We start from the raw sequence: 22,752 nt of genomic DNA on the forward strand, positions 1-22,752 counted from the left end.
CCTCCTACGCCGCGACCAGGTACGAGAAGACGGACTCCAGGGACTCGTCGGACGGCGAGACCGTGAGCAGCCGGATGCCGTGGTCCCTGGCGACCTTCGGCAGCAGGGCGGTGAAGCGGCCGAAGTCGACGGCCTGGATGCGCAGCGCGCCCTCGGCCAGGTCGACCTCGATGCCGGCCGTGGAGGGGTCTGCGATCAGCGCGGCCGCGAGGGCGCGGTCGTCGCTGGAGCGGACCAGATAGCGGTGCGGGCGGTCGGTCATCAGGCGGCGGATCCGGCGGAAGTCACCGCTGGCCGCGTGCCGTCCGGCGACGACGACCTCGATGTGCCGGGCGAGCTGTTCGACCTCCTCCAGGATGTGCGAGGAGAACAGCACGGTGCGGCCCTCGTCGCCCATCCTGCGCAGCAGGTCCATCAGCTGCATGCGCTGGCGCGGGTCCATGCCGTTGAACGGCTCGTCCAGCAGCAGCAGCGACGGGTCGTGCACGAGGGCGCTCGCCATCTTCACGCGCTGCCGCATGCCCTTGGAGTAGGTGGAGATCTTCCGGTCCTGGGCGTACTCCATCTCCACCGTGGCGAGGGCGCGCTGCGCGGCCTTGTCGCCGAGGCCGTGCAGTTCGGCGTTGGCGACGACGAACTCGCGGCCGGTGAGGAAGTCGTACATCGCCTCGCGTTCGGGGACGATGCCGATGTGCCGGTAGATGGCCTCGTTGCGCCACACCGGCTGTCCGTCGAGGGTGACCGTGCCGGTGGAGGGGGCGAGGAAGCCGGCCATCATGTTGATCAGGGTGGACTTCCCGGCGCCGTTGGGGCCGAGCAGGCCGGTGACGCCGGGGCCGATGGTCATGGTGATGTCGTTGACGGCGACCACGTTGCCGAACCAGCGGGAGACGTGGTCGATGCTCAGCGTGGTCACAGTCCCACCTTCTTGTAGCGGCGGTTCAGGAGGCCGTAGCAGGCCGCGATCAGGCCCAGGACGAGCAGGACGTAGACGATGCCCGTGCCGTCGGACGGGCCCACTCCGCCGGGGAAGGCCGAACTGCCGCCGAGGAACGCGGACTGCACGCCGTCGATCAGCGTGATCGGCGAGAACAGGCCGATCCACGGGATGGCGCCGGTGCTGTCCTGGGTGTAGGCGATGGCCTGCAGGGTGGAGACCGCGCCGTAGGAGATGGTGAGGACGGCGATCACGGCGGCGATGCCGAAGCCGCGGCGCGGGGTGAACGCGGCGATGACCAGACCGATACCGGCGAAGAGCAGCGAGAGCAGGGCCACGGAGACCAGTCCCTGGACGAATTCCTTGGTCTGGTGGGCGAAGCCCATCTTGGACAGCAGCGCGCCCGCGTACATCACGAGCAGCGGGGCGGCGGTGAGGACGAACAGGGCCGAGGCGAGCGCCGCGAACTTGGCGCGGACGTAGTCGGCGGTCTCGATGGGCCGTGAGAAGTACAGCGGTACGGTCTTGAAGCGCAGGTCGCGGGAGACCGCCTGGGGTGCCTGCGAGGCGACGTACAGGCTGATCACGGCCTGCATGATGATCGCGTACCGGGTGTAGGACACCGGCAGTTCGTGGGCCTTGGTGGCGACGGCGACGGCGACCATGATGGCGGCGGGTACACACATCACCGCGAACAGCAGCATCGGCAGCACCTTGGACTTCGCCGAGCGGCCGAGGCCGTAGGCGCCGCGCAGGGACTGCGAGTACAGCGAGCGGCGGGCGTAGGCGCGGCCGAGGCGGGGGCCGTCGTAGCCGCGGTAGCCGATGTCGTGGATGCGGGACTGGTCGGCGCCGGCCCGCGCCGGCGTGGGCTGGTCAACCGCCATGGCCGACGGCCTCCTTCCGCTGGTCGTCGTTGCCGGTGAACACCTCGGAGATGTGGTGCCGGCGCTGTTCCATGCGCACCAGGCCGAGGCCGAGGTCGGCGACCACGTCCCGGACGAGGTCGTAGGTCTCCTCGCCCGTCGCGGTCAGCAGCAGGATGTGTCCGGCGCCGGGCAGGCCGCCGGCCTCCGCGTGCGTGTCCACCCCGCGCGCGTGGAGCGCGTCGCGGACCGCGCGGGTGCCGTCCGGGTGGGTGTCGCTGTCGGTGACCTCGATGGCGAGGGTCGTCGTGGTCTGGGTGAAGTCGGTGGTGGAGCTGGAGCGCAGGAGCTTGCCGCCGTCGACGACGACGACGTGGTCGCAGGTGCGTTCCAGCTCGCCCAGCAGGTGCGAGGTGACCAGGACCGAGATGCCGAAGTCGGTGTGGATGCGGCGGATCAGGCCGAGCATCTCGTCGCGGCCGACCGGGTCGAGGCCGTTGGTCGGCTCGTCCAGGAAGACCAGCCGGGGGTCGTGCACCAGCGCCTGGGCGAGCTTGACCCGCTGTTTCATGCCGGTCGAGTAGCCCCCGATGGGGCGGTACCGCTCCTCGTACAGCCCGACATGGCGCAGGGTGTCGGCGGTGCGCTCGCGGGCGGCGGCGGGCGGCAGGCCGGACATGCGCGCCATGTGGACGACGAACTCGGTGGCCGAGACGTCCGGCGGCAGGCAGTCGTGCTCCGGCATGTACCCGACGCGCTCGCGGATGGCGGCGCCCTTGGTGGCGACGTCGAGGCCGAGCACCTCGGCGCGGCCCTCCGTGGCGGGGGACAGCCCCAGCAGGATCTTGATCAGGGTGGACTTGCCGGCGCCGTTGGCCCCGACGAGTCCGGTCACACCGGGCCCGATGTCCACGGACAGCCGGTCGAGCGCGGTCACCCGGGGGAACCGCTTGCTCAGGCTTTCGGTCGCGATCACAGTCACGTCTTCGAAGGTAGTGATCCGGACCACGTCCGTCGTCAGACCCGGGGGTCGTCTTCGGATCAGACTCCAGGTGTAGGGGTTCCCTGAGGGGCGCCCTCCTTGAGAGGTACGGACACGCCTATTGACGCCGGGTCTAACAAATGCGAGATTCGGCGATGCCAAGTTACGAGCACGTACGGCGACGATGGGGCGAGGTGGCATGGCGACGACGTCGACCAGGGAGCGCTCGGCGGAGCTGCGAGGTTTCCGGACCGTACAGCGCCTCGCCTACGAGTGCGCGGAGGCGGTCGCGGCCCGCCTGGAGCCCGGAGTGACGGAGCGTGAGGCGGCGCGGATGCAGCGGGAGTGGCTGCGTGAGCGCGGCGTGCGGGACTGGTTCCACCTCCCGTTCGCCTGGTTCGGGGACCGCACCGCGTTCACCGGCTTCCGCGTCCCGCTGCAGTTCTTCCCGACCGACCGCGCCCTGGAGCCCGGGATGCCGTTCATCCTGGACATGGCGCCGGTGTACGAGGGGTGCACGGCGGACATCGGCTACTCCGGCTCGCTGGGCGTGAACCCGGTGCAGGACCGGCTGATGGCCGACCTGGAGGCGCACCGCGCGCTGATCCTGCGCGAGGTGCGCGAGCGGCGCCCGCTGCGGGAGATCTACCAGGACGTGGACCGGCTCATGGTCCGCCAGGGCTACGCCAACCGGCACCGCGCCTACCCCTTCGGAGTGATCGCCCACAAGGTGGACCGGGTGCGGCAGCGCCGCTGGTCACCCCACCTGTTCGGGTTCGGCACCCAGTCGCTGAAGGGACTGGCCGCCGACGCGCTGCACGGCCACCGCGAGGGCTGGTCGCCGCTGTGGTCGCCGTACCGCTTCTCGGACCATCCGCCGCAGCCGGGCCTGTGGGCGGTCGAACCGCACCTCGGCTTCCGGGGGACGGGCGCGAAGTTCGAGGAGATCCTGGTGGTCACCGACTCCCGGGACCCCGAGGAGAGCGCGTTCTGGCTCGACGACGATCTGCCGCACGTGCGGCGCTGGGCGGAGGAGAAGTGACGACACCTTCCAAGCGGACACCGTCCCTGCCGGAGGGCGCGCGCGAGCGCCGGGTGCGGACCGGCGGGGTCGAGCTGTGCGTGGCCGAGCTGGGCGACCCGCAGCAGCCGACGGTGGTGCTGGTGCACGGCTACCCGGACAGCAAGGAGGTCTGGTCGGAGGTGGCCGTCCGGCTCGCCGGCCGCTTCCACGTCGTCCTCTACGACGTCCGGGGCCACGGCCGCTCCACGGCACCCCGGCCGCTGCGCGGCGGTTTCACCCTGGCCAAGCTCACGGACGACTTCCTGGCCGTGGTGGACGCGGTCAGCCCGGACCGGCCGGTGCACCTCGTCGGGCACGACTGGGGCTCGGTGCAGTCCTGGGAGTTCGTCACCGTGGCCCGCACGGAGGGCCGTATCGCCTCCTTCACCTCGATCTCCGGCCCGTCCCTCGACCACTTCGGGCACTGGATCAACGCGCGCGTGAAGCGTCCGACGCCCCGCCGGGTGGGCCAGCTCCTCGGGCAGGGCGCCAAGTCCTGGTACGTGTACCTGCTGCACACCCCGGTCCTGCCCGAGCTGGCCTGGCGCGGGCCCCTCGGCAGGCGCTGGCCCACGATCCTGGAGCGGGCCGAACGGATCCCGGCCGGTGACTACCCGACCGCCTCGCTCCCCTCCGACGCGGCCCACGGCGCCTGGCTGTACCGGGACAACGTCCGCGCCCGGCTGCGCAGGCCGCGCCCGGACGCCTACGCGCACGCGCCCGTGCAGCTCATCACCCCCCAGGGCGACGCGTTCCTCTCCGAGCGGCTCTACGACGACCTGGACCGCTGGGTGCCGCAGCTGACCCGGCGCACCCTCCCGGCGAAGCACTGGGTGCCGCGCACCCGGCCCGACCAGGTCGCCGCCTGGATCGAGGAGTTCGTGACCTCCGTGGCGGGCGGCCGCCCCGGACCCGCCGCCACCGGGCGCCACGCCGAGCGGTTCGGCGGGCAGCTGGTGCTGGTCACCGGCGCGGGCAGCGGCATCGGCCGGGCGACGGCGTTCGCCTTCGCGGAGGCCGGCGCGCGGGTCGTCGCCGTCGACCGCGACGCCGGGGCCGCCGCCCGCACCGCCGAGCTGTCCCGGCTGACCGGCGCGGCCGAGGCCTGGGCCGAGCAGGCCGACGTCTCCGACGAGCAGGCCATGGAGAAGCTCGCGGAGAAGGTCCACCGCGAGTACGGCGTGCTGGACGTGCTGGTCAACAACGCGGGGATCGGTCTGTCGGGTTCCTTCTTCGCCACGACGGCCGACGACTGGCGCACGGTGCTGGACGTCAACCTGTGGGGGGTGATCCACGGCTGCCGGCTCTTCGGGGCGCGCATGGCCGAGCGCGGCCAGGGCGGACACATCGTCAACATCGCCTCCGCCGCCGCGTACCAGCCCTCGCGCGCGCTGCCCGCGTACAGCACCTCCAAGGCGGCCGTGCTGATGCTGTCCGAGTGCCTGCGCGCCGAACTGGCCGGCCAGGGCATCGGCGTCACCGCCGTCTGCCCGGGTTTCGTGAACACCAGCATCACCTCCACGGCCCGCTTCACCGGCGTCGACGAGGCGGAGGAACGCCGTCGCCGGCAGCGCTCCGCCCGCCTGTACGGCCTGCGCAACTTCCCGCCGGAGAAGGTGGCCGACGCGGTCCTGGACGCGGTGGCCCGCAACAGGGCGGTGGTGCCGGTGACCCCGGAGGCGAAGGGCGCGCATCTGCTGTCCCGTTACGCGCCGGGACTGCTCAGGAGGATCGCACGGGTCGAGCCCCGGCTGTGAGCGTTGTCCACAGCCCCGCCAATTCCGCTGTGGATAACAGGACTTGGTTGTGGATCAAACCTCGCGATGAAAAGAAACTGCGTGATCCGTGTCTCTCCCGCACGCTGGACCCATGGACGAACGCCGCACCGTGAAGGTGTCGAAGTACCTCTCCAAGCACCTGCGCCACCAGCCCGAGAGGATCGGGCTCGCCCCGGACCCGGGCGGCTGGGTGGAGATCGACGCCCTGATCGCCGCGGCCGCCGCCCATGGGTTCCGGCTCACGCGCGAGGAACTGGACCACGTGGTCGCCGCGAACGACAAGCAGCGCTTCGCCGTCGAGAACGGCAGGATCCGCGCCAGCCAGGGGCACACCATCGAGGTCGACCTCGGCCTGCCCCCGGCGACCCCGCCGCCGTACCTCTACCACGGCACGGTCGCCCGGCACCTGGACGCCATCCGCGCGGAGGGCCTGCGGCCCATGAACCGCCACGACGTCCACCTCTCCGCCGACCGGGAGACCGCCACCCGGGTCGGCGCCCGCCGGGGCCGGCCGGTGGTGCTGCCCGTGGACTCCGGCGCGATGCACCGTGACGGCCATGTCTTCCGCGTCAGCGCCAACGGCGTCTGGCTGACCGCGGCCGTGCCCCCGCGCTACCTGCGCTTCCCCGGGCCGCACTGAGCGTCCCCGGGCGGCGGCGGCACTCGGTGCCCGCGGCAGCGCGGACGGTGACCGTTTCGTCCGTTGTCGGCGGGGCCGCTTACGCTCGGGTCCATGAGTCTGCGTCTGAGCACCGTGATCCTGCCGTACCGCCGCTGGCACGAGGGCGGCCGTGCCGCCTGGGTACGCGCCGAGCAGCTCGGCTTCCACACGGCGTACACCTACGACCACCTGTCCTGGCGCAGCTTCCGTGACGGCCCCTGGTTCGGCGCGGTCCCCACGCTGACGGCGGCCGCGGCTGCCACCGACCGGCTCCGCCTCGGCACACTGGTCACCTCCCCGAACTTCCGCCACCCGGTGACCCTCGCCAAGGAACTGATCTCCCTGGACGACATCTCCGGCGGCCGCATCACGCTCGGCATCGGCGCGGGCGGCACCGGCTTCGACGCGACCGCCCTCGGCCAGGACCCGTGGACCCCGCGCGAGCGCGCCGACCGGTTCGCCGAGTTCGTGCCCCTGCTCGACCGGCTGCTCACCGAGGACGCGGTGTCCCACGAGGGCCGCTTCTACTCGGCCGACGAGGCCCGGAACATACCGGGCTGTGTGCAGCGTCCCCGGCTGCCGTTCGCCGTGGCCGCCACCGGCCCGCGCGGCCTGAAGCTCGCCGCGCGGTACGGCCAGGCCTGGGTGACCACCGGCGACCCCAGGCTGTACGAGACCGGCACGCCCGAGCAGTCCGTCGCGGCCCTGCGCGGGCAGCTCGGCAAGCTGTCCGAGGCCTGCGAGGCCACCGGGAGGGACATGGCCGAGCTGGACAAGGTCCTGCTCACCGGCTTCACCCCGGACCGCGGCCGGCCGCTCGCCTCCCTGGACGCCTTCGTGGACTTCGCCGGCCGGCACCAGGAGCTGGGCTTCACCGAGATCGTGATCCACTGGCCCATCCCGGACTCCGACTTCGCCGCGGACGAGAAGGTCTTCGAACGGATCGCCATGGAGGCCCTGGCCCAGCTGGACTGAGCGCTCGGAGCGGTAACCGTTTCCGGCCGGCCCGGGGGACCCGGCCGGCGTGGTGGGCCCCGACCGGCGCGGTGGGCCGGCCGGGTGCCGGGGGTGACCAGGCGGGGCGGGGCAGCGCGCCGGGGCGGTCACGCGGGGCGGCGCATCGGGCTGGGGGCGGCGCATCGGCGTGGGCGTGGGCGGTTTGTGGGCGCGGGCGGGGGCGTGGGCGGGGGCGTCATCTGCGTCTCATCCGTGCAGAGTCCCGCACGGCCGTGCAGGCATATGCGCGAGAATGACCGGGTGACCTCAGCGACCAGACAGCCCGGGACCCCTGCCGCCGCCACACCCGCGCGGCTGATCGCCACCGACCTCGACGGCACTCTGCTGCGCGACGACAAGTCGGTCTCCCCGCGGACCGTCGCCGCCCTGGCCGCCGCCGAGGAGGCCGGGATCGAGGTGTTCTTCGTCACCGGCCGGCCGGCCCGCTGGATGGACGTGGTCAGCGACCACGTCCACGGCCACGGCCTGGCGATCTGCGGCAACGGCGCCGCCGTGGTCGATCTGCACGGCGGTCCGGGCGCCCACCGGTTCGTGAAGGTCCGCGAGCTGGTCCGGGAGAACGCGCTGAACGCCGTCCGGCTGCTGCGCGAGGCGGCCCCCGGCACGGTGTTCGCGGTCGAGCAGACGTACGGCTTCCACCAGGAGCCGGACTACCCCAAGCTGCACAAGGAGATACCCGACCACCTCCTGCCCGCCGAAGAGCTGCTCGCACCCGACGGCCCGGACGCCGACCAGCCCGTACTCAAGATCCTCGCCTACCACCCCTCCCTCGACCCCGACGCCTTCCTCACCCTCGCCCGGCTGGCCGTCGGCGAGCACGCCAACGTCACCCGCTCCAGCCCCAGCGCCCTGCTGGAACTCAGCGGCCCGGGCGTCTCGAAGGCCAGCACCCTCGCCCTGTGCTGCGCCGAGCGCGGCATCTCGAACGAGGAGGTCGTGGCCTTCGGGGACATGCCCAACGACGTCGAGATGCTGACCTGGGCCGGCCGGTCCTACGCGATGGGCAACGCCCACCCGGACGTCATCGCCGCCGCGTCGGGCCGCACGGTCGCCAACAACGACGACGGCGTCGCGGTGGTGATCGAGCACCTGCTCGCGCAGCGCGCGGAGTAACACCGCCATCCGGCCCGACGGGCGCCGCCCACGGTCGCGCACCGGGGGCGTCGTGGGTGCGTGGGTGCTGTGGACGCCGTGGGCAGCGCACGGCGGGAGGCTTCAGCCGACCGCCGCCGGCGACTCCGCCTCGGCCTCCCGGCGGGCCATCTCCCGCAACGGCCCGTCCTCGGCGATCAGCCGCTCGTACGGCCCCCGCTGGACCACCCGGCCCGCGTCCAGGACGACCACCTCGTCCACCGCGTCCAGCCCCGCCATGCGGTGCGTGATCAGCAGCGTCGTACGTCCCTGCGTGGCGGCCAGCAGGTCGGCCGTCAGCGCGTCGGCCGTCGCCAGGTCCAGGTGCTCGGCGGGCTCGTCCAGCACCAGCACGGGGAAGCCGGCCAGCAGCGCGCGGGCCAGGGCCAGCCGCTGCCGCTGCCCGCCGGACAGCCGCGCGCCGTGCTCGCCGACGAGCGTGTCCAGGCCGTCGGGCAGCGAGTCCACCCAGTCCAGCAGCCGGGTCTCGGCCAGCGCTCGGCGCAGCTCCGCCTCGGTGGCGTCCTTCCGTGCCAGCAGCAGGTTCTCGCGCACCGAGCTGTCGAAGAGATGCGCGTCCTGAGCGCACAGCCCGACCAGCCGCCGTACGTCGTCACCGGCCAGCGCGCCCGCGTCCACACCGGCGAGCGTGTACGAGCCCGCCTCCGCGTCGAGGAACCGCAACAGCACCTGCGCGAGGGTCGTCTTGCCGGAACCGGACGCCCCCACCACCGCGACCCGGCGGCCCCGCTCCAGCGTCAGACCGACACCGGCGAGCGCGTCCCGCCGCTGCCCCGGGTACCGCGCCACCAGGTCCTTGACGACCAGCGGGAACGGCGAGGCGGGTGCCTCACGGGGCGAGACCGGCTCGCGAACGGGCTCCGGGGCGTCCAGGACCTCGTACACGCGCTCCGCGCTACGCCGCACCCGCTGCCGGTGGCGCACGGCGAGCGGCAGCCCCAGTACGGCCTCGAAGGCGGCCAGCGGGGTCAGCACGACCACGGCCATCGCCACGCCGCCCAGCCGGCCGGCCGTCACCGCCTGGGCGCCGCACGCCGCGGTGGCCGTGACGGTCAGCCCGGAGATCAGCGCGGTCAGACCGTCGCCGAGCCCGGTGACGGCGGCGGCCCGTGCGGCGATCCGGGTGAGGGTGCCGTCGGCCCGCCGGGCCGCGTCCGTACGGGCCGGCAGCGCACCGGCGACGGTCAGCTCGGCGGTGCCGGTGAGCAGGTCGGTCACCCGCGTCGCGAGCACCCCGCGGGCGGGCGCCAGGCGCCGCTCGGTCCGCCGGGCCACGGCCGCGGTCAGCGCGGGGACACCGACGCCGGCCGCGAGCAGGCCCACCGCGAGGACGGCGCCGGCCTCGGGCAGCAGCCAGGCCGTGAAGCCGACGGAGGCGGCCGAGACGGTGAGGGCGACACCGGCGGGCAGCAGCCAGCGCAGCCAGTAGTCCTGGAACGCGTCCACGTCCGCGACCAGCCGGGTCAGCAGATCACCACGCCGGGCGTCGCGCAGCCCCGCGGGCGCCAGGCGCTCCAACCTCCGGTACACCGCCACCCGCGTGTCGGCCAGCATCCGCAGCACGGCGTCATGCGACACCAGCCGCTCGGCGTACCGGAACACGGCGCGCCCGATCCCGAAGGCCCGCGTCGCGGTCACGGCGACCATCAGGTACAGCACCGGCGGCTGCTGCGAGGCCCGCGAGATGAGCCACCCGGAGGTCGCCATCAGCCCGACGGCACAGCCGAGCGCCAGACTCCCGAGCCCCAGGGCCCCGCCGAGGCGCCCCCACCATCGCCCGCCGTCCCCCCGAATCCGCCCCAACGCACCGTGCCCGACCCCGGGCTCCCCCCGCCCCGAGCCCTCTCCCAGCCCCCCGAGCCGAGCCGCCGACGTCGCCCGGCCCGGCCGACCGAACGGAGACCCGGCAGGGTCGCCTTCCGTCCCGTCGAGCCGGGGCCCCGCCGGGAGACCCTCCAGCCGACCGAGCCGTGAAGCCGCCGGCTCGCCCCCCGGTCCCCCGAGCCGTTTCCCCTCCGGCCCACCCTCCAGCCCACCGAGCCGCAGCCCCGTGGGCTCGCTTTCCAGCCGGCCGAGTCGGGTGGCCGGTGGGCGAGGCCGGGGGTCCAGGGGGCGGAGCCGCCTGGGGGACCCACTGCGCGCCGGGCGCCCCACCAGCTCGGCCCTGTCGACGACAGTCCCACTCCGCTCGGCCCCACCCGCCGCGGCACCCCCCAGCCGAACCACCTTGTCGGCCACCCCCAACAACGCCGGACGGTGCACGACGAGCACCACGGTCCGCCCCACCGCAAGCCTCCGCACCGCAGCCACGACGTCCCCCTCCGTCGCCCCGTCCAACGCGGCCGTCGGCTCGTCCAGCACCAGCACAGGCCGGTCCGCGAGAAACGCCCGAGCCAGCGCGAGCCGCTGCCGCTGCCCCGCCGACAGGCCCGCCCCGTCCTCCCCCAGCACGGTGTCGACACCCTCCGGCAGCGCCTCCACGAACTCCCACGCCCCGGCGTCCCGCAGAGCCCCCCGCACGGCACCGTCGTCGGCCTCCGGCCGAGCCAGCCGTACGTTCTCCGCGATGGTCCCGGCGTACAGATGCGGTCTCTGCGGCACCCACGCGATCCGCGACCGCCACTCCTCCAGGTCGAGCCCGGCGAGATCGGCGCCCCCGATCCGTACCCGCCCCTCGGTGGGCCGGACGAACCCCAGCAGCACGCCCAGCAGCGTCGACTTGCCCACCCCGCTCGGCCCCACCAGCGCCACGGTCTCCCCGGGCTCCACGGTGAACGACACACCCGACACCGCATCCGCGGAACGCCCCGGGTACCGGACCCCGACCCCCTCGAACGCCACAGCCCCCGCCGGCACCGCGCCGCTCCCCGACACGGGTGCCGGCGTCTCCAGCACGGTGAAGATCTCCTCCGCCGCCGCCAGTCCTTCCGCCGCCGCGTGGTACTGCGCCCCCACCTGCCGCAACGGCAGATACGCCTCCGGCGCCAGCACGAGGATCACCAACCCGGTGTACAGATCCATCTCCCCGTGCACGAGCCGCATCCCGACCGTCACGGCGACCAGCGCCACGGACAGTGTGGCCAGCAACTCCAGCGCGAAGGAGGAGAGAAAAGCGATCCGCAGCGTCCGCAGAGTGGCCTGCCGGTACTCGCCGGTGATCCTCCGGATGGACGCGGTCTGAGCCTTGGCCCGGCCGAACACCTTCAGCGTGGGCAGCCCCGCCACCACGTCCAGGAAGTGCCCGGACAACCGCGACAGCAACCGCCACTGACGGTCCATCCGGGACTGGGTCGCCCATCCGATCAGCATCATGAAGAGCGGAATCAGCGGCAGGGTGCCGACGATGATGGCGGCCGACACCCAGTCCTCGGTGACGATCCGCGCCAGCACCGCCACCGGCACGACCACGGCAAGACCCAGCTGCGGCAGATAGCGCGAGAAGTAGTCGTCCAGCGCATCGACCCCGCGCGTGGCCAGGGTGACGAGCGAGCCGGTCCGCTGCCCGCTCAGCCACCCCGGACCGAGCGCCCCCGCCCGGTCGAGGAGCCGCCCGCGCAGCTCGGACTTCACCGCGGCACTCGCGCGATGGGCTGCGAGTTCGGTGAGCCATGCGACACCCGATCGTCCCACCGATACGGCTGCCAACAGCAGCAGCGGCGTGCGCAGTTCAGCTGCGGACTGCCCGTGCTGGAAGGCTCCGACAACGGCCTCGGCGACGAGCATCGCCTGAGCGATGACCAGCCCCGCACCGACGGCACCCAGTCCGACGACCGCCCCGAGGAAGAGGCGGGTGGCGCGGGCGTACCGCAGAAGCCGTGGATCGATGGGTTTCACGTGAAACACGCCCTTCGGTCAGAGATGCCCTGGGCTGGGAGGGTGTGTTTCACGTGAAACACACCCTCCGCGGACTCAGTGCGCGGCGCCGGCAGCAGCGTCGGGAGCGAGATGCTGCGTGCCGATCCGCTGGCGGAACACCCAGTAGGTCCAGCCCTGGTAGAGCAGGACGAGCGGTGTGGCGATCGCCGCCAACCACGTCATGATCTTCAAGGTGTACGGACTCGACGAGGCGTTGGTGACCGTCAGACTCCAGTCCCCGTTCAGGGTGGAGGGCATGACGTTCGGGAAGAGCGACAGGAACAGCATCGCCACGACGGCCACGATGGTGACCCCGGACAGTGTGAACGCCCAGCCTTCGCGCCCGGCCTGGTTGGCCCCGAGAGCGGCCGCCAGAGCGACGACGGCCACGCTCAGGGCGACCAGGCTCTTGCCGTCACCGCTGTCGGCCTGCGTCCACAGCAGGAAGGCGAGCGCCACGACAGCCGTGACCAGGCCGACCCACCGGGCCAGCTTCCGTGCCCGTACCCGGATCTCCCCGACGGTCTTGAGCGCGGTGAACACCGCCCCGTGGAAGGTGAACAGCGTGAGCGTCACCAGACCGCCGAGCAGTGCGTAGGGATTGAGCAGGTCCCCGACACCGCCCACGTACTCGAAGTGCTGGTCGATCTTCACACCCCGAACGATGTTCCCGAAGGCCACACCCCACAGGAACGCCGGGAGCAGCGAGGTCCAGAAGATCGCCGTCTCCCAGTTGCGCTGCCAGGCCTCCTCGGGCCGCTTGGCCCGGTACTCGAAGGCGACACCCCGGATGATCAGGCAGACCAGGATGACCAGCAGCGGCAGGTAGAAGCCGGAGAAGAGGGTGGCGTACCACTCGGGGAACGCGGCGAAGGTCGCGCCGCCGGCAGTGAGCAGCCACACCTCGTTGCCGTCCCAGACCGGGCCTATGGTGTTGATCAACACCCGGCGTTCGGGCCGGTCGCGAGCCAGCAGCCTGGTGAGGATGCCGACCCCGAAGTCGAAGCCCTCCAGGAAGAAGTAGCCGGTCCACAGGACGGCGATCAGGACGAACCAGACGTCGTGAAGTTCCATGGCTGTTCCCTCGGCCTAGTAGGAGAAGGCCATCGGCTTGTCGGCGTCACGGGTGTCGCCGCCGATCTTCGTGGGCGGGTTGAGGTCGGCCTCGGTCAGCTCGGGCGGGCCGGCCTTGACGTACTTCACGAGCAGCTTGACCTCGACCACGGCGAGGATCGCGTACAGCGCGGTGAAGACGGCCATCGAGGTGAGCACCTCGCCCTGGGAGACACCGGGGGAGACCGCGTCCCGGGTCTGCAGCACGCCGTAGACGACCCACGGCTGGCGGCCCATCTCGGTGAAGATCCAGCCCCAGGAGTTGGCGATCAGCGGGAAGGCCAGGGTCCAGGTCGCGATGCGCCAGTACCAGGGGGTGAGCTTCGGGCTGAGCGCCTTGTTCTTGAACAGCACCAGATGCGGCACCTCGTCGTCGCCGACCCTCAGGTGCTGCGGCAGCAGGAACCTCTTCCGGGTCAGCCAGAGCCCGGCCAGCCCGATGGCGAAGGAGGCCATGCCGAAACCGATCATCCAGCGGAAGCCCCAGAAGGCGACCGGGATGTTGGGCCGGTAGTCTCCGGGCCCGAACTTCTGCTGCTCGGCCCTGTTGACGTCGTTGATGCCCGGCACGTACGAGGTGAAGTTGTCGTCGGCGAGGAAGGACAGCACACCCGGTATCTCGATGGCCACGGTGTTGTGGCCCTTCTCCACGTCGCCGTAGGCGAAGATCGAGAACGGCGCCGGCTTCTGGCCGTCCCACAGCGCCTCGGCGGCGGCCATCTTCATCGGCTGCTGCTTGAACATCACCTTGCCGAGTACGTCACCGCTGACCGAGGTGAGCAGACCGGCGATGACCACGGTGACCAGGCCGAGCCGCAGCGAGGTCTTCATCTCGCGGATGTGCTTCCTGCGGGCCAGGTGGAAGGCGGCGATGCCCACCATGAACGCGCCACCGGTCAGGAAGGCGGCGGAGAGGGTGTGGAAGGCCTGGGTGAGAGCGGTGTTCTGGGTCAGTACGGCCCAGAAGTCGGTCAGCTCGGCCCGCCCCTTCGCCTTGTCCATCCGGTAGCCGACCGGGTGCTGCATCCAGGAGTTGGCCGCGAGGATGAAGTACGCCGACAGGATCGTGCCGATCGAGACCATCCAGATGCAGGCCAGGTGGATCTTCTTGGGCAGCTTGTCCCAGCCGAAGATCCACAGGCCGATGAAGGTGGACTCGAAGAAGAACGCGATCAGCGCCTCGAAGGCCAGCGGGGCGCCGAAGATGTCACCGACGAAGCGCGAGTAGTCCGACCAGTTCATGCCGAACTGGAACTCCTGCACGATGCCGGTGACCACGCCCATCGCGATGTTGATCAGGAAGAGCTTGCCCCAGAACTTCGTCGCCCTGAGGTACTTCTCCTTCTCCGTGCGCACCCAGGCCGTCTGCAGCCCGGCCGTGAGGGCGGCCAGGGAGATCGTCAGAGGGACGAACAGGAAGTGGTAGACGGTGGTGATGCCGAACTGCCAGCGCGCCAGTGTCTCCGGCGCCAAAGCCAGGTCCACGTCGTCACTCTCCTTACTACGCCGTGGTACAGCGGCGGTTTGCCCCCTTTGTCGCACACATACAGGAGCAAACGGGACGCGCTTGTGAACGCGTTCACATTCACAAGCCATTATGACGCACTGATTTTCGGCCGCGGAAGGGGGGTCCCCCCTTCGCCTCGACGTCAAGGCCTTGGCAGCGACTTCAACATCTTGTTGAATTGCGCGCCATGCAGATACGCATCTCCTGGCCCGCGGGCAACATCACCGCGACCCTCGACGCAAACACCCCGACGACCCAGGCGCTCGCCAAGGCGCTGCCCCTCGCCTCGACGGCGCACACATGGGGTGAGGAGGTGTATTTCGACACAGGCATTGCTGTTTCACGTGAAACGGACGCCCGGCAGGTGGTGGAACCGGGGACGGTGGCCTTCTGGACAGACGGCGACGCGCTCGCCCTTCCCTACGGCCCCACACCGATCTCGCGAGGCGACGAATGCCGCCTCGCGAGCCCGTGCAACATCCTCGGCAGCGTGGACGGGGACGCCCGCCTCCTGGCGACCGTACGGTCCGGCGACCCCGTCCGGGTGGAACTGATCGAGGAGTAGAGCTGCCCCGGAGCTAGATCTCCTTGCGGAAGGCCTCCGCCACCTTCAGGAAGATGTCGTTCGCCTCGGCCTCGCCGACCGTCACCCGCACACCCTCGCCCGGGAACGGCCGGACCACCACACCGTGCTCCTCACAGGCCTGTGCGAACGGGACCGTACGCTCCCCCAGCCGCAGCCACACGAAGTTGGCCTGCGTCTCGGGCACCGTCCAGCCCTGGGCCCGCAGCGCGTCGACCACGCGCGTACGCTCGCACACCAGCGAGCCGACCCGGCCCAGCAGCTCGTCCTCGGCACGCAGCGAGGCGACCGCCGCTTCCTGCGCGAGCTGGCTCACCCCGAACGGCACCGCCGTCTTGCGCAGCGCCGCCGCCACCGGCTCATGGGCGATCGCGAAACCGACACGCAGCCCGGCCAGCCCGTACGCCTTGGAGAAGGTCCGCAGGACACAGACGTTGGGCCGCTGACGGTACAGCTCGACACCGTCGGGCACCTCCGGGTCGCGGATGAACTCCCGGTAGGCCTCGTCCAGCACCACCAGCACATCCGCGGGCACCCGGTCGAGGAACCGTTCCAGCTCGGCCCGCCGCACCACCGTGCCGGTCGGGTTGTTGGGGTTGCACACGAAGATCAGCCGCGTCCGGTCGGTGATCGCGTCGGCCATCGCGTCCAGGTCGTGCACGTCCCCCGGCGTCAGCGGCACGCGCACCGACGTGGCGCCGCTGATCTGCGTGATGATCGGGTACGCCTCGAACGACCGCCAGGCGTAGATCACCTCGTCGCCGGGGCCGCTGGTGGCCTGGATCAGCTGCTGGGCGACACCCACCGATCCGGTGCCGGTGGCCAGGTGGGAGAGCGGCACCCCGAAGCGCTCGGACAGCTCGTTCATCAGCCCGGTACAGGCCATGTCCGGGTAGCGGTTGAAGTCGCAGGCCGCCGTGGTCACGCTCTCCAGCACACCGGGCAGCGGCGGGTACGGGTTCTCGTTGGAGGACAGTTTGTAGGCGACCGGTCCGCCGGCCGCGGCCGGCTTGCCCGGCTTGTAGGTGGGGATCCCCTCCAGCTCGGCGCGCAGCTTGGGGCTCGTCTCGCTCACCGCAGTCCTCCTCGCGACCACCGGCGGCCCGTCGACACCACCGGCTTCCAATACTCCTCACCTTAAGAGGATTCGGCCCCGCTGCGTACAGGTGCGGGACGCCGGGAAGCGCGGACACCTTCTCGGAAAGCGACGGATCTCACGGTGCCCACCGGCATCAGGGGCATCACCACACGAAGGCGTACGTTTTGGGGGCGCGCCGTACATATATCTATGCGCCGGTGGCTTGCGCCGTGGCGCGCGTCCCTCGTGAAGGTGAGTTGAGACCTCTTCGAGACATCGGGCCCATGGCAGGCCCATCCGCGTCGACAAGTCACGTCTTACCATTGGATTGCTCAACTACCTTGTTTTCCAAGGTGGTTGACTACCAATGGCCATGCAGAAACGTGCCTGTCAACGCGTGCATATGCGTCCGCACTACCCCACCACATGAGCCCTACTATCGGCTCGCCATGACAGCAGCAGGGAAGCACCAGGTGAGCCGCGCGGAAACCTCACGGCGAGGCAGCCGGCCGGGTCGGGCGGGCATCAGAGACGTGGCCGCCGCCGCCGGGGTCTCCATCACGACCGTGTCCGACGCCCTGAACGGCAAGGGTCGGCTCCCGGATGCCACCCGACGCCATGTCCGGGAGGTCGCCGACCGGCTCGGGTACCGCCCCTCGGCCGCCGCCCGCACCCTCCGTACCGGCAAGTCGGGCCTGATCGGCCTGACCGTGACGACGTACGGGGATGAACCTTTCACCTTCACGGAGTTCGCGTACTTCGCCGAGATGGCCCGGGCCGCGACCTCGGCCGCGCTCGCCCGCGGCTACGCCCTGGTCATCCTGCCCGCGACCTCCCGCCATGACGTCTGGTCCAACGTCGCCCTGGACGGCACGGTCGTCATCGACCCCTCCGACCAGGACCCGGTCGTCAGCGAGCTCGTCCGGCAGGGACTCCCGGTCGTCTCCGACGGCCGCCCGGCCGGCTCGCTCCCGGTCACCGCCTGGGTCGACAACGACCACGAGGCCGCCGTGCTCGGCATCCTCGACCACCTGGCCGACGCCGGAGCCCGCCGCATCGGCCTGCTGACCGGCACCTCGACGGACACCTACACCCACCTGTCGACCACCGCCTACCTGCGCTGGTGCGAACGGGTCGGCCAGGATCCGGTCTACGAGGCCTACCCGGCGCACGACCCGTGCGCCGGCGCCGTCGCCGCCGACCGGCTGCTCGCCCGCCCCGACCGGCCCGACGCGGTCTACGGCCTGTTCGACCCCAACGGCACCGACCTGCTCGCCGCCGCCCGGCGCTACGGCCTGCGCGTCCCCGACGACCTGCTGCTGGTCTGCTGCAGCGAGTCCATCATGTACGCCAGCACCGAACCGCCCGTCACCACGCTGTCCCTGAAACCCCGCCGTATCGGCACCGCGGTCGTCCAGCTGCTGATCGACGCCATCGAGGGCGTCGAGTCCGACCATCCGGTCGAGCAGGTGATACCGACCGAGCTGATCGTGCGCACCTCCTCCCAGCGCCGGCCCCCGCGCACGACGGTCAGCCCGCCGCGCACCCCGGACAACACGTAGGACGGGTCTCCCGCACCGGCCGGCTCAGGGCCCGGCCGGTGCGGTGCGGCACCGGCCGCTTGCGACACGGGGAGGACCCGGGGGCGGGCCCGCTCGCTCGGGCGCCGGCCGGTCGGGCACCGGCAGGCCGTGGACCCGATCGGACGCGAAGCCGGCCGACCGAGGCGCCGACCGGTCGCCAGCAGGTCGAACATGTGCCCAAACAGGGCGAAAGCCGCGGTGAACCGGAGTCTTGTTCCGATTCACCACCCCTGGGTCATCACACGGCGCGACGCTCATTCCTATGATGGGCCCACGACACCGCGGACCGCTGCGACCAGGCAGTCTGAAGCGGTGCAGATGCGGCGCGATGGTGGAGGGGTCTGATGACTCAGGGGGCCGGTCAGGGACCCGAGGCGGAGCGGACGGCGACTCTGCGCGACTTCCGGGTACCCGCGTACGTCCATGAGACCGGTCCGTACATCCGCAGCACGCACCCCGGTGACGTCGTGCCGCCCGCCGACGAGGCGTACCCGGAGGGTTACACCCCCACCCAGCGCGACCTGCCCGTCATCAACCGCGGCGACACCGTCCAGGTCCCCGTCGAGCCCGCTCCCGCCGCCCCGGCCCCGCAGCCCGCGGCCGGTCCCGGACCCCTGTACGTCGTCGGTGACGTGCACGGCTACCTCGACGAGCTGGTCGCCGCCCTGCAGCAGCAGGGGCTGATCGACGCCTCCGGACAGTGGTGCGCCGGCACCACCCGGCTGTGGTTCCTCGGCGACTTCACCGACCGCGGTCCGGACGGCATCGGCGTCATCGACCTGGTCATGCGGCTGTCCGCCGAGGCCGCCGCGGCGGGCGGCTACTGCAAGGCCCTCATGGGCAACCACGAGCTGCTGCTCCTGGGCGCCAAGCGGTTCGGCGACACACCCGTCAACTCCGGTGCGGGCACCGCCACCTTCCAGGCGGCCTGGCTGCTCAACGGCGGCCAGAAGACCGACATGGACCGACTCCAGGACCACCATCTGCAGTGGATGGCCCGGCTCGACGCCGTCGAGGAGGTCGACGGCTATCTGCTCGTCCACTCCGACACCACCGCCTACCTCGACTACGGCGACTCCATCGAGGCGGTCAACGACACCGTCCGCGAGACCCTGACGCGCAACGACGCCGACGAGGTCTGGGACCTGTTCCGCAAGTTCACCAAGCGCTTCTCCTTCCGCGACGAGGGTGGCGCCGAGGCCGTACGCTCCCTCCTCGATACGTACGGCGGCACCCGGGTCGTTCACGGACACAGCCCCATTCCCTACCTCCTCGGCGAGGTCGGCTCCGAGGACGGCGAGGAGAGCACCGGCCCGATCGTCGAGGGACCGCACGTCTACGCCGACGGACTCGCCATCGCCATGGACGGCGGAGTGACCATGGCCGGAAAGCTGCTGGTCCGACAACTCCCCTTGGACAACTGACCGTTCAACCCACAGGCGTCCCCTCACGCCCGCGTCCGTGCAGGCAGGGACGCAATTTCCGGCAATCCCCTGTCACCGCGCGCCGTCACGGCTCTACCATCGCCTTATCCGTAGCAGGCTCCCCTCCGTTTCTGCCCGACGGCTCGCCGCCATGCGAGCCCCAAGCCCTACGGAGCATCGGGGGATGCACATGAACAGCGTTCCGCAGCACCTGCAGAGCGAGGACCGCCAGGAATTCCAGCGGCTCCTCGATGAGGCGCTGCGCTCCGCACCGTACCGACCGGAACTGGCCGCTGTCGGCGAGCGGCTCAACCTCGAACAACTGCGCACCATGGCACTCGACGCCTCCGCCCTGATCACGGCGGCCGCGGCGGCCGAGTACCAGCACTACGTCGAACTCCGCGACGAACTGCGCCACCCGGCGCCGGCCGCAGCGCACGCCTCCGGCGACTCCGCTCCTGCGGGCCCTGCCTCGGCCGCCGAGGGCCCCACCGACGCCCTCGCGGACAGCCCGGAGAGCACCGGAGCGGGTGTCGCGGCGGTCGTCGCCGTGCTGGCTCCCGTCCTCTCCGGAACCGCAGCGGCGATCTTCCTGCTCGTCGGCTACATCCTGAAAATGCTGGACCCCGGGCACACCCTCGCCCGCACCCTGCTGACCACGGGCTGGGTGTTCGGTGCCATGACCGCGGCGGCGACCCTCATCGCCGCCGTCGGCCTGCTCCTCACCGCCCTGCGCAACAGCACCGCGGCGGAGGCCCGGACGCGGGACGCGGCCCACGAGGAGCTGGCCAGGGCCCGTGAGGCATGGCGGGACGCGCTGCTGGAACGCGGCATCCTGCCCTTCTTCAGGGAGGCACTCGCCGAGCCCGGCACGACCACCGCCCACCGACCGGCCCCGCCCGGACCGGCCGGCCGCATGCCGCGCCTGGGCTACGACCGCCCCGGCTTCAGCAGTCCCGACGACGGCACCGCGTCCGACCGGCCGAGTTACACCAGCCCCGACTACACGAGCCCGGACTTCGGCGGTCCGGAGCACCAGCCCGAGTGACCCGGCGCCGGGGGCGAGCGGCCAACCGGTGTGGTGCCCCCACCCGGTCAGCCGCCGGCCCGTCCGCACCAGCCGCCGTCACCGGGTCGGCCGAAGCGGTGCGTCCACCGCTCGTCGCTCAGTCGGCGATCGGGAGGTAGACCCGGTTCCCCGTCTCGGCGAACTCCTTCGACTTCTGGAGCATCCCCGCCGCGATCTCCTCCTGCGACGCGCCCTCGGCCCCGGCACCACCGAACCGTTCCGTGATGCTCTGGCTGATCTTCATGCTGCAGAACTTCGGGCCGCACATGGAACAGAAGTGAGCCGTCTTGGCGGGCTCGGCCGGAAGGGTCTCGTCGTGGAACTCCCGTGCCGTCTCCGGGTCCAGCGCGAGGTTGAACTGGTCCTCCCACCGGAACTCGAAGCGGGCGTCGGACAGTGCGTCGTCCCACTCCTGGGCACCGGGGTGCCCCTTGGCGAGGTCCGCCGCGTGCGCCGCGATCTTGTAGGTGATGACGCCCGTCTTGACGTCGTCCCGGTTGGGCAGGCCCAGGTGCTCCTTGGGCGTGACGTAGCAGAGCATCGCCGTGCCCCACCAGGCGATCATCGCGGCACCGATGCCAGAGGTGATGTGGTCGTACGCCGGCGCGATGTCCGTGGTCAGCGGGCCGAGCGTATAGAACGGAGCTTCATCACAGATCTCCTGCTGAAGGTCGATGTTCTCCTTGATCTTGTGCATCGGGACGTGCCCGGGGCCCTCGATCATCGTCTGTACGTGGAAACGCTTGGCGATCCGGTTGAGTTCCCCGAGCGTCCGCAACTCCGCGAACTGCGCCTCGTCGTTGGCGTCCGCGATCGACCCCGGCCGCAGGCCGTCGCCCAGCGAATAGGTGACGTCGTAGGCGGCGAGGATCTCGCACAGTTCCTCGAAGTTCTCGTAGAGGAACGACTCCTTGTGGTGCGCCAGGCACCACGCGGCCATGATGGAGCCGCCGCGCGAGACGATGCCGGTCTTGCGGTTGGCGGTGAGCGGGACGTACGGCAGCCGGACGCCCGCGTGGACGGTCATGTAGTCCACGCCCTGCTCGGCCTGCTCGATGACGGTGTCCTTGTAGATCTCCCAGGTCAGTTCCTCGGCCTTGCCGTCGACCTTCTCCAGGGCCTGGTACAGCGGCACCGTGCCGATGGGGACGGGGGAGTTGCGCAGCACCCATTCGCGGGTGGTGTGGATGTTGCGGCCGGTGGACAGGTCCATGACCGTGTCGGCGCCCCAGCGGGTCGCCCAGGTCATCTTCTCGACCTCCTCCTCGATGGAGGACGTCACCGCGGAATTGCCGATGTTGGCGTTGACCTTCACCAGGAACCGCTTGCCGATGATCATCGGCTCGATCTCCGGATGGTTGACGTTGGCCGGCAGCACGGCCCGGCCCGCCGCGATCTCCTCGCGGACCACCTCGGGCGAGACGTTCTCCCGAAGGGCCACGTACTCCATCTCCGGCGTGATCTCACCCCGGCGGGCGTACGCGAGCTGCGTCACCGCCTGGCCGTCGCGGCCCCGCCGCGGCTGTCGCGGACGTCCGGGGAAGACCGCGTCCAGGTTGCGCAGCCCGCCGCGCGGCGAGGTGTGCTTGATCCCGTCGTCCTCCGGACGGACCGGACGGCCCGCGTACTCCTCGGTGTCGCCGCGGGCGATGATCCAGTTCTCCCGCAGCGGCGGCAGGCCCCGGCGGACATCCGTGTCGACGAATGGATCGGTGTACGGGCCCGATGTGTCGTACAGCGTGACGGACTGCCCGTTGGTGAGGTGCACCTGACGGACCGGCACGCGCAGGTCGGGGCGCGAACCCTCGACGTACGCCTTGTGCCAGCCGATGGACTTCCCGGCCTCCTGCGACGTCTCGCTCTGAACGGAGGCAGGCGTGCGTGCGTCCTTGTTGGTCATGAGACCTACTCCCTACGCCGGCATTACCCGGTAACAGGTTCGGCGGTCGACGCAGCGGTTTCCGTCTGTCGACGCTTCCCGTGGAACATCGGTTGTTCCACGTGAAACATCGCGTATACGGAGGTCAGCGCCCTCTCAGCCCGGTGCTCCGAGCTCCCGCGTGTGCAAAGGTGCCTCCACGCTA

Annotated in this window: 17 protein-coding genes; 9 read left to right on the forward strand and 8 right to left on the reverse strand. The window is 71.3% G+C overall.

Going from position 1 to position 22,752, the window contains the following annotated elements; all coding sequences use genetic code 11:
* Window positions 1-4: 4 nt before the first annotated feature.
* From ACZ4VF_RS27865 to ACZ4VF_RS27875, 3 genes are read right to left on the reverse strand one after another with little or no spacing between them, the layout of a single operon-like run.
* Window positions 5-916: an ABC transporter ATP-binding protein gene (locus ACZ4VF_RS27865; RefSeq protein WP_467929350.1), complete on the reverse strand. Its 912-nt coding sequence runs from the start codon at window positions 914-916 to the stop codon at window positions 5-7.
* Window positions 913-1,824 (reverse strand): ABC transporter permease, encoded by a 912-nt coding sequence (locus tag ACZ4VF_RS27870; RefSeq protein WP_467929352.1) that lies wholly within the window; start codon window positions 1,822-1,824, stop codon window positions 913-915. The genes ACZ4VF_RS27865 and ACZ4VF_RS27870 overlap by 4 nt, the downstream gene beginning before the upstream one ends.
* Window positions 1,814-2,779 carry an ABC transporter ATP-binding protein gene (locus ACZ4VF_RS27875; protein ID WP_467929651.1) on the reverse strand — a complete coding sequence of 322 codons (966 nt, stop codon included), beginning with the start codon at window positions 2,777-2,779 and terminating at the stop codon, window positions 1,814-1,816. Before ACZ4VF_RS27875 ends, ACZ4VF_RS27870 begins: the two co-directional genes overlap by 11 nt.
* A 205-nt stretch (window positions 2,780-2,984) precedes the next feature.
* Here ACZ4VF_RS27875 and ACZ4VF_RS27880 point away from each other — a divergent pair, with 205 nt between their 5' ends.
* The 5 genes from ACZ4VF_RS27880 (at window position 2,985) to ACZ4VF_RS27900 (ending at window position 8,417) form a co-directional block, all read left to right on the forward strand.
* The gene (locus tag ACZ4VF_RS27880) at window positions 2,985-3,827 is read left to right on the forward strand and encodes a M24 family metallopeptidase (RefSeq protein ID WP_467929353.1); all 843 of its coding nucleotides are present in this window, start codon (window positions 2,985-2,987) and stop codon (window positions 3,825-3,827) included.
* Window positions 3,824-5,605 carry an SDR family oxidoreductase gene (locus tag ACZ4VF_RS27885; RefSeq protein ID WP_467929354.1) on the forward strand — a complete coding sequence of 594 codons (1,782 nt, stop codon included), beginning with the start codon at window positions 3,824-3,826 and terminating at the stop codon, window positions 5,603-5,605. Before ACZ4VF_RS27880 ends, ACZ4VF_RS27885 begins: the two co-directional genes overlap by 4 nt.
* Window positions 5,606-5,717: 112 nt before the next feature.
* A complete protein-coding gene (locus ACZ4VF_RS27890) occupies window positions 5,718-6,266 on the forward strand; it encodes an RNA 2'-phosphotransferase (protein WP_467929355.1) in 549 nt (182 codons plus the stop codon).
* Between the two features lie 93 nt (window positions 6,267-6,359).
* The gene (locus ACZ4VF_RS27895; protein ID WP_467929357.1) at window positions 6,360-7,262 is read left to right on the forward strand and encodes an LLM class flavin-dependent oxidoreductase; all 903 of its coding nucleotides are present in this window, start codon (window positions 6,360-6,362) and stop codon (window positions 7,260-7,262) included.
* A gap of 264 nt (window positions 7,263-7,526) precedes the next feature.
* Complete coding sequence (locus tag ACZ4VF_RS27900; RefSeq protein WP_467929358.1) at window positions 7,527-8,417, forward strand: Cof-type HAD-IIB family hydrolase; 891 nt, start codon at window positions 7,527-7,529, stop codon at window positions 8,415-8,417.
* Window positions 8,418-8,519: 102 nt separating this feature from the next.
* Here the strand turns inward: ACZ4VF_RS27900 and cydD are convergent, their stop codons facing one another.
* The 3 genes from cydD to ACZ4VF_RS27915 form a co-directional block, all read right to left on the reverse strand.
* On the reverse strand, window positions 8,520-12,290 hold the full coding sequence (gene cydD, locus ACZ4VF_RS27905) for a thiol reductant ABC exporter subunit CydD (RefSeq protein ID WP_467929359.1): 3,771 nt from the start codon (window positions 12,288-12,290) through the stop codon (window positions 8,520-8,522).
* 75 nt (window positions 12,291-12,365) lie between these two features.
* Entirely contained in the window at window positions 12,366-13,385 is a 1,020-nt protein-coding gene (cydB, locus tag ACZ4VF_RS27910) for a cytochrome d ubiquinol oxidase subunit II (RefSeq protein ID WP_467929360.1), read from the reverse strand.
* Between the two features lie 15 nt (window positions 13,386-13,400).
* Window positions 13,401-14,909 carry a cytochrome ubiquinol oxidase subunit I gene (locus tag ACZ4VF_RS27915; protein ID WP_467929362.1) on the reverse strand — a complete coding sequence of 503 codons (1,509 nt, stop codon included), beginning with the start codon at window positions 14,907-14,909 and terminating at the stop codon, window positions 13,401-13,403.
* 209 nt (window positions 14,910-15,118) lie between these two features.
* Between ACZ4VF_RS27915 and ACZ4VF_RS27920 the strand changes: the two genes are divergently transcribed.
* The gene (locus tag ACZ4VF_RS27920) at window positions 15,119-15,496 is read left to right on the forward strand and encodes a cyclophilin-like fold protein (RefSeq protein ID WP_467929363.1); all 378 of its coding nucleotides are present in this window, start codon (window positions 15,119-15,121) and stop codon (window positions 15,494-15,496) included.
* Window positions 15,497-15,509: 13 nt separating this feature from the next.
* Here ACZ4VF_RS27920 and hisC read toward each other — a convergent pair whose 3' ends face one another.
* Window positions 15,510-16,589: a histidinol-phosphate transaminase gene (gene hisC, locus ACZ4VF_RS27925; RefSeq protein WP_467929364.1), complete on the reverse strand. Its 1,080-nt coding sequence runs from the start codon at window positions 16,587-16,589 to the stop codon at window positions 15,510-15,512.
* A gap of 452 nt (window positions 16,590-17,041) precedes the next feature.
* Here hisC and ACZ4VF_RS27930 point away from each other — a divergent pair, with 452 nt between their 5' ends.
* The 3 genes from ACZ4VF_RS27930 to ACZ4VF_RS27940 all read left to right on the forward strand — a co-directional run bounded on the left by ACZ4VF_RS27930 (window position 17,042) and on the right by ACZ4VF_RS27940 (window position 20,647).
* Entirely contained in the window at window positions 17,042-18,154 is a 1,113-nt protein-coding gene (locus tag ACZ4VF_RS27930; RefSeq protein WP_467929366.1) for a LacI family DNA-binding transcriptional regulator, read from the forward strand.
* A gap of 365 nt (window positions 18,155-18,519) precedes the next feature.
* Window positions 18,520-19,599 (forward strand): metallophosphoesterase, encoded by a 1,080-nt coding sequence (locus ACZ4VF_RS27935; RefSeq protein ID WP_467929367.1) that lies wholly within the window; start codon window positions 18,520-18,522, stop codon window positions 19,597-19,599.
* 184 nt (window positions 19,600-19,783) lie between these two features.
* Window positions 19,784-20,647, forward strand: coding sequence for a hypothetical protein (locus ACZ4VF_RS27940; RefSeq protein WP_467929368.1), 864 nt, complete (start codon window positions 19,784-19,786; stop codon window positions 20,645-20,647).
* Between the two features lie 118 nt (window positions 20,648-20,765).
* Here ACZ4VF_RS27940 and thiC read toward each other — a convergent pair whose 3' ends face one another.
* Complete coding sequence (gene thiC, locus ACZ4VF_RS27945) at window positions 20,766-22,568, reverse strand: phosphomethylpyrimidine synthase ThiC (RefSeq protein WP_467929370.1); 1,803 nt, start codon at window positions 22,566-22,568, stop codon at window positions 20,766-20,768.
* Window positions 22,569-22,752 lie beyond the last annotated feature (184 nt).

It is taken from the genome of Streptomyces sp. NPDC029151 (assembly GCF_055564315.1).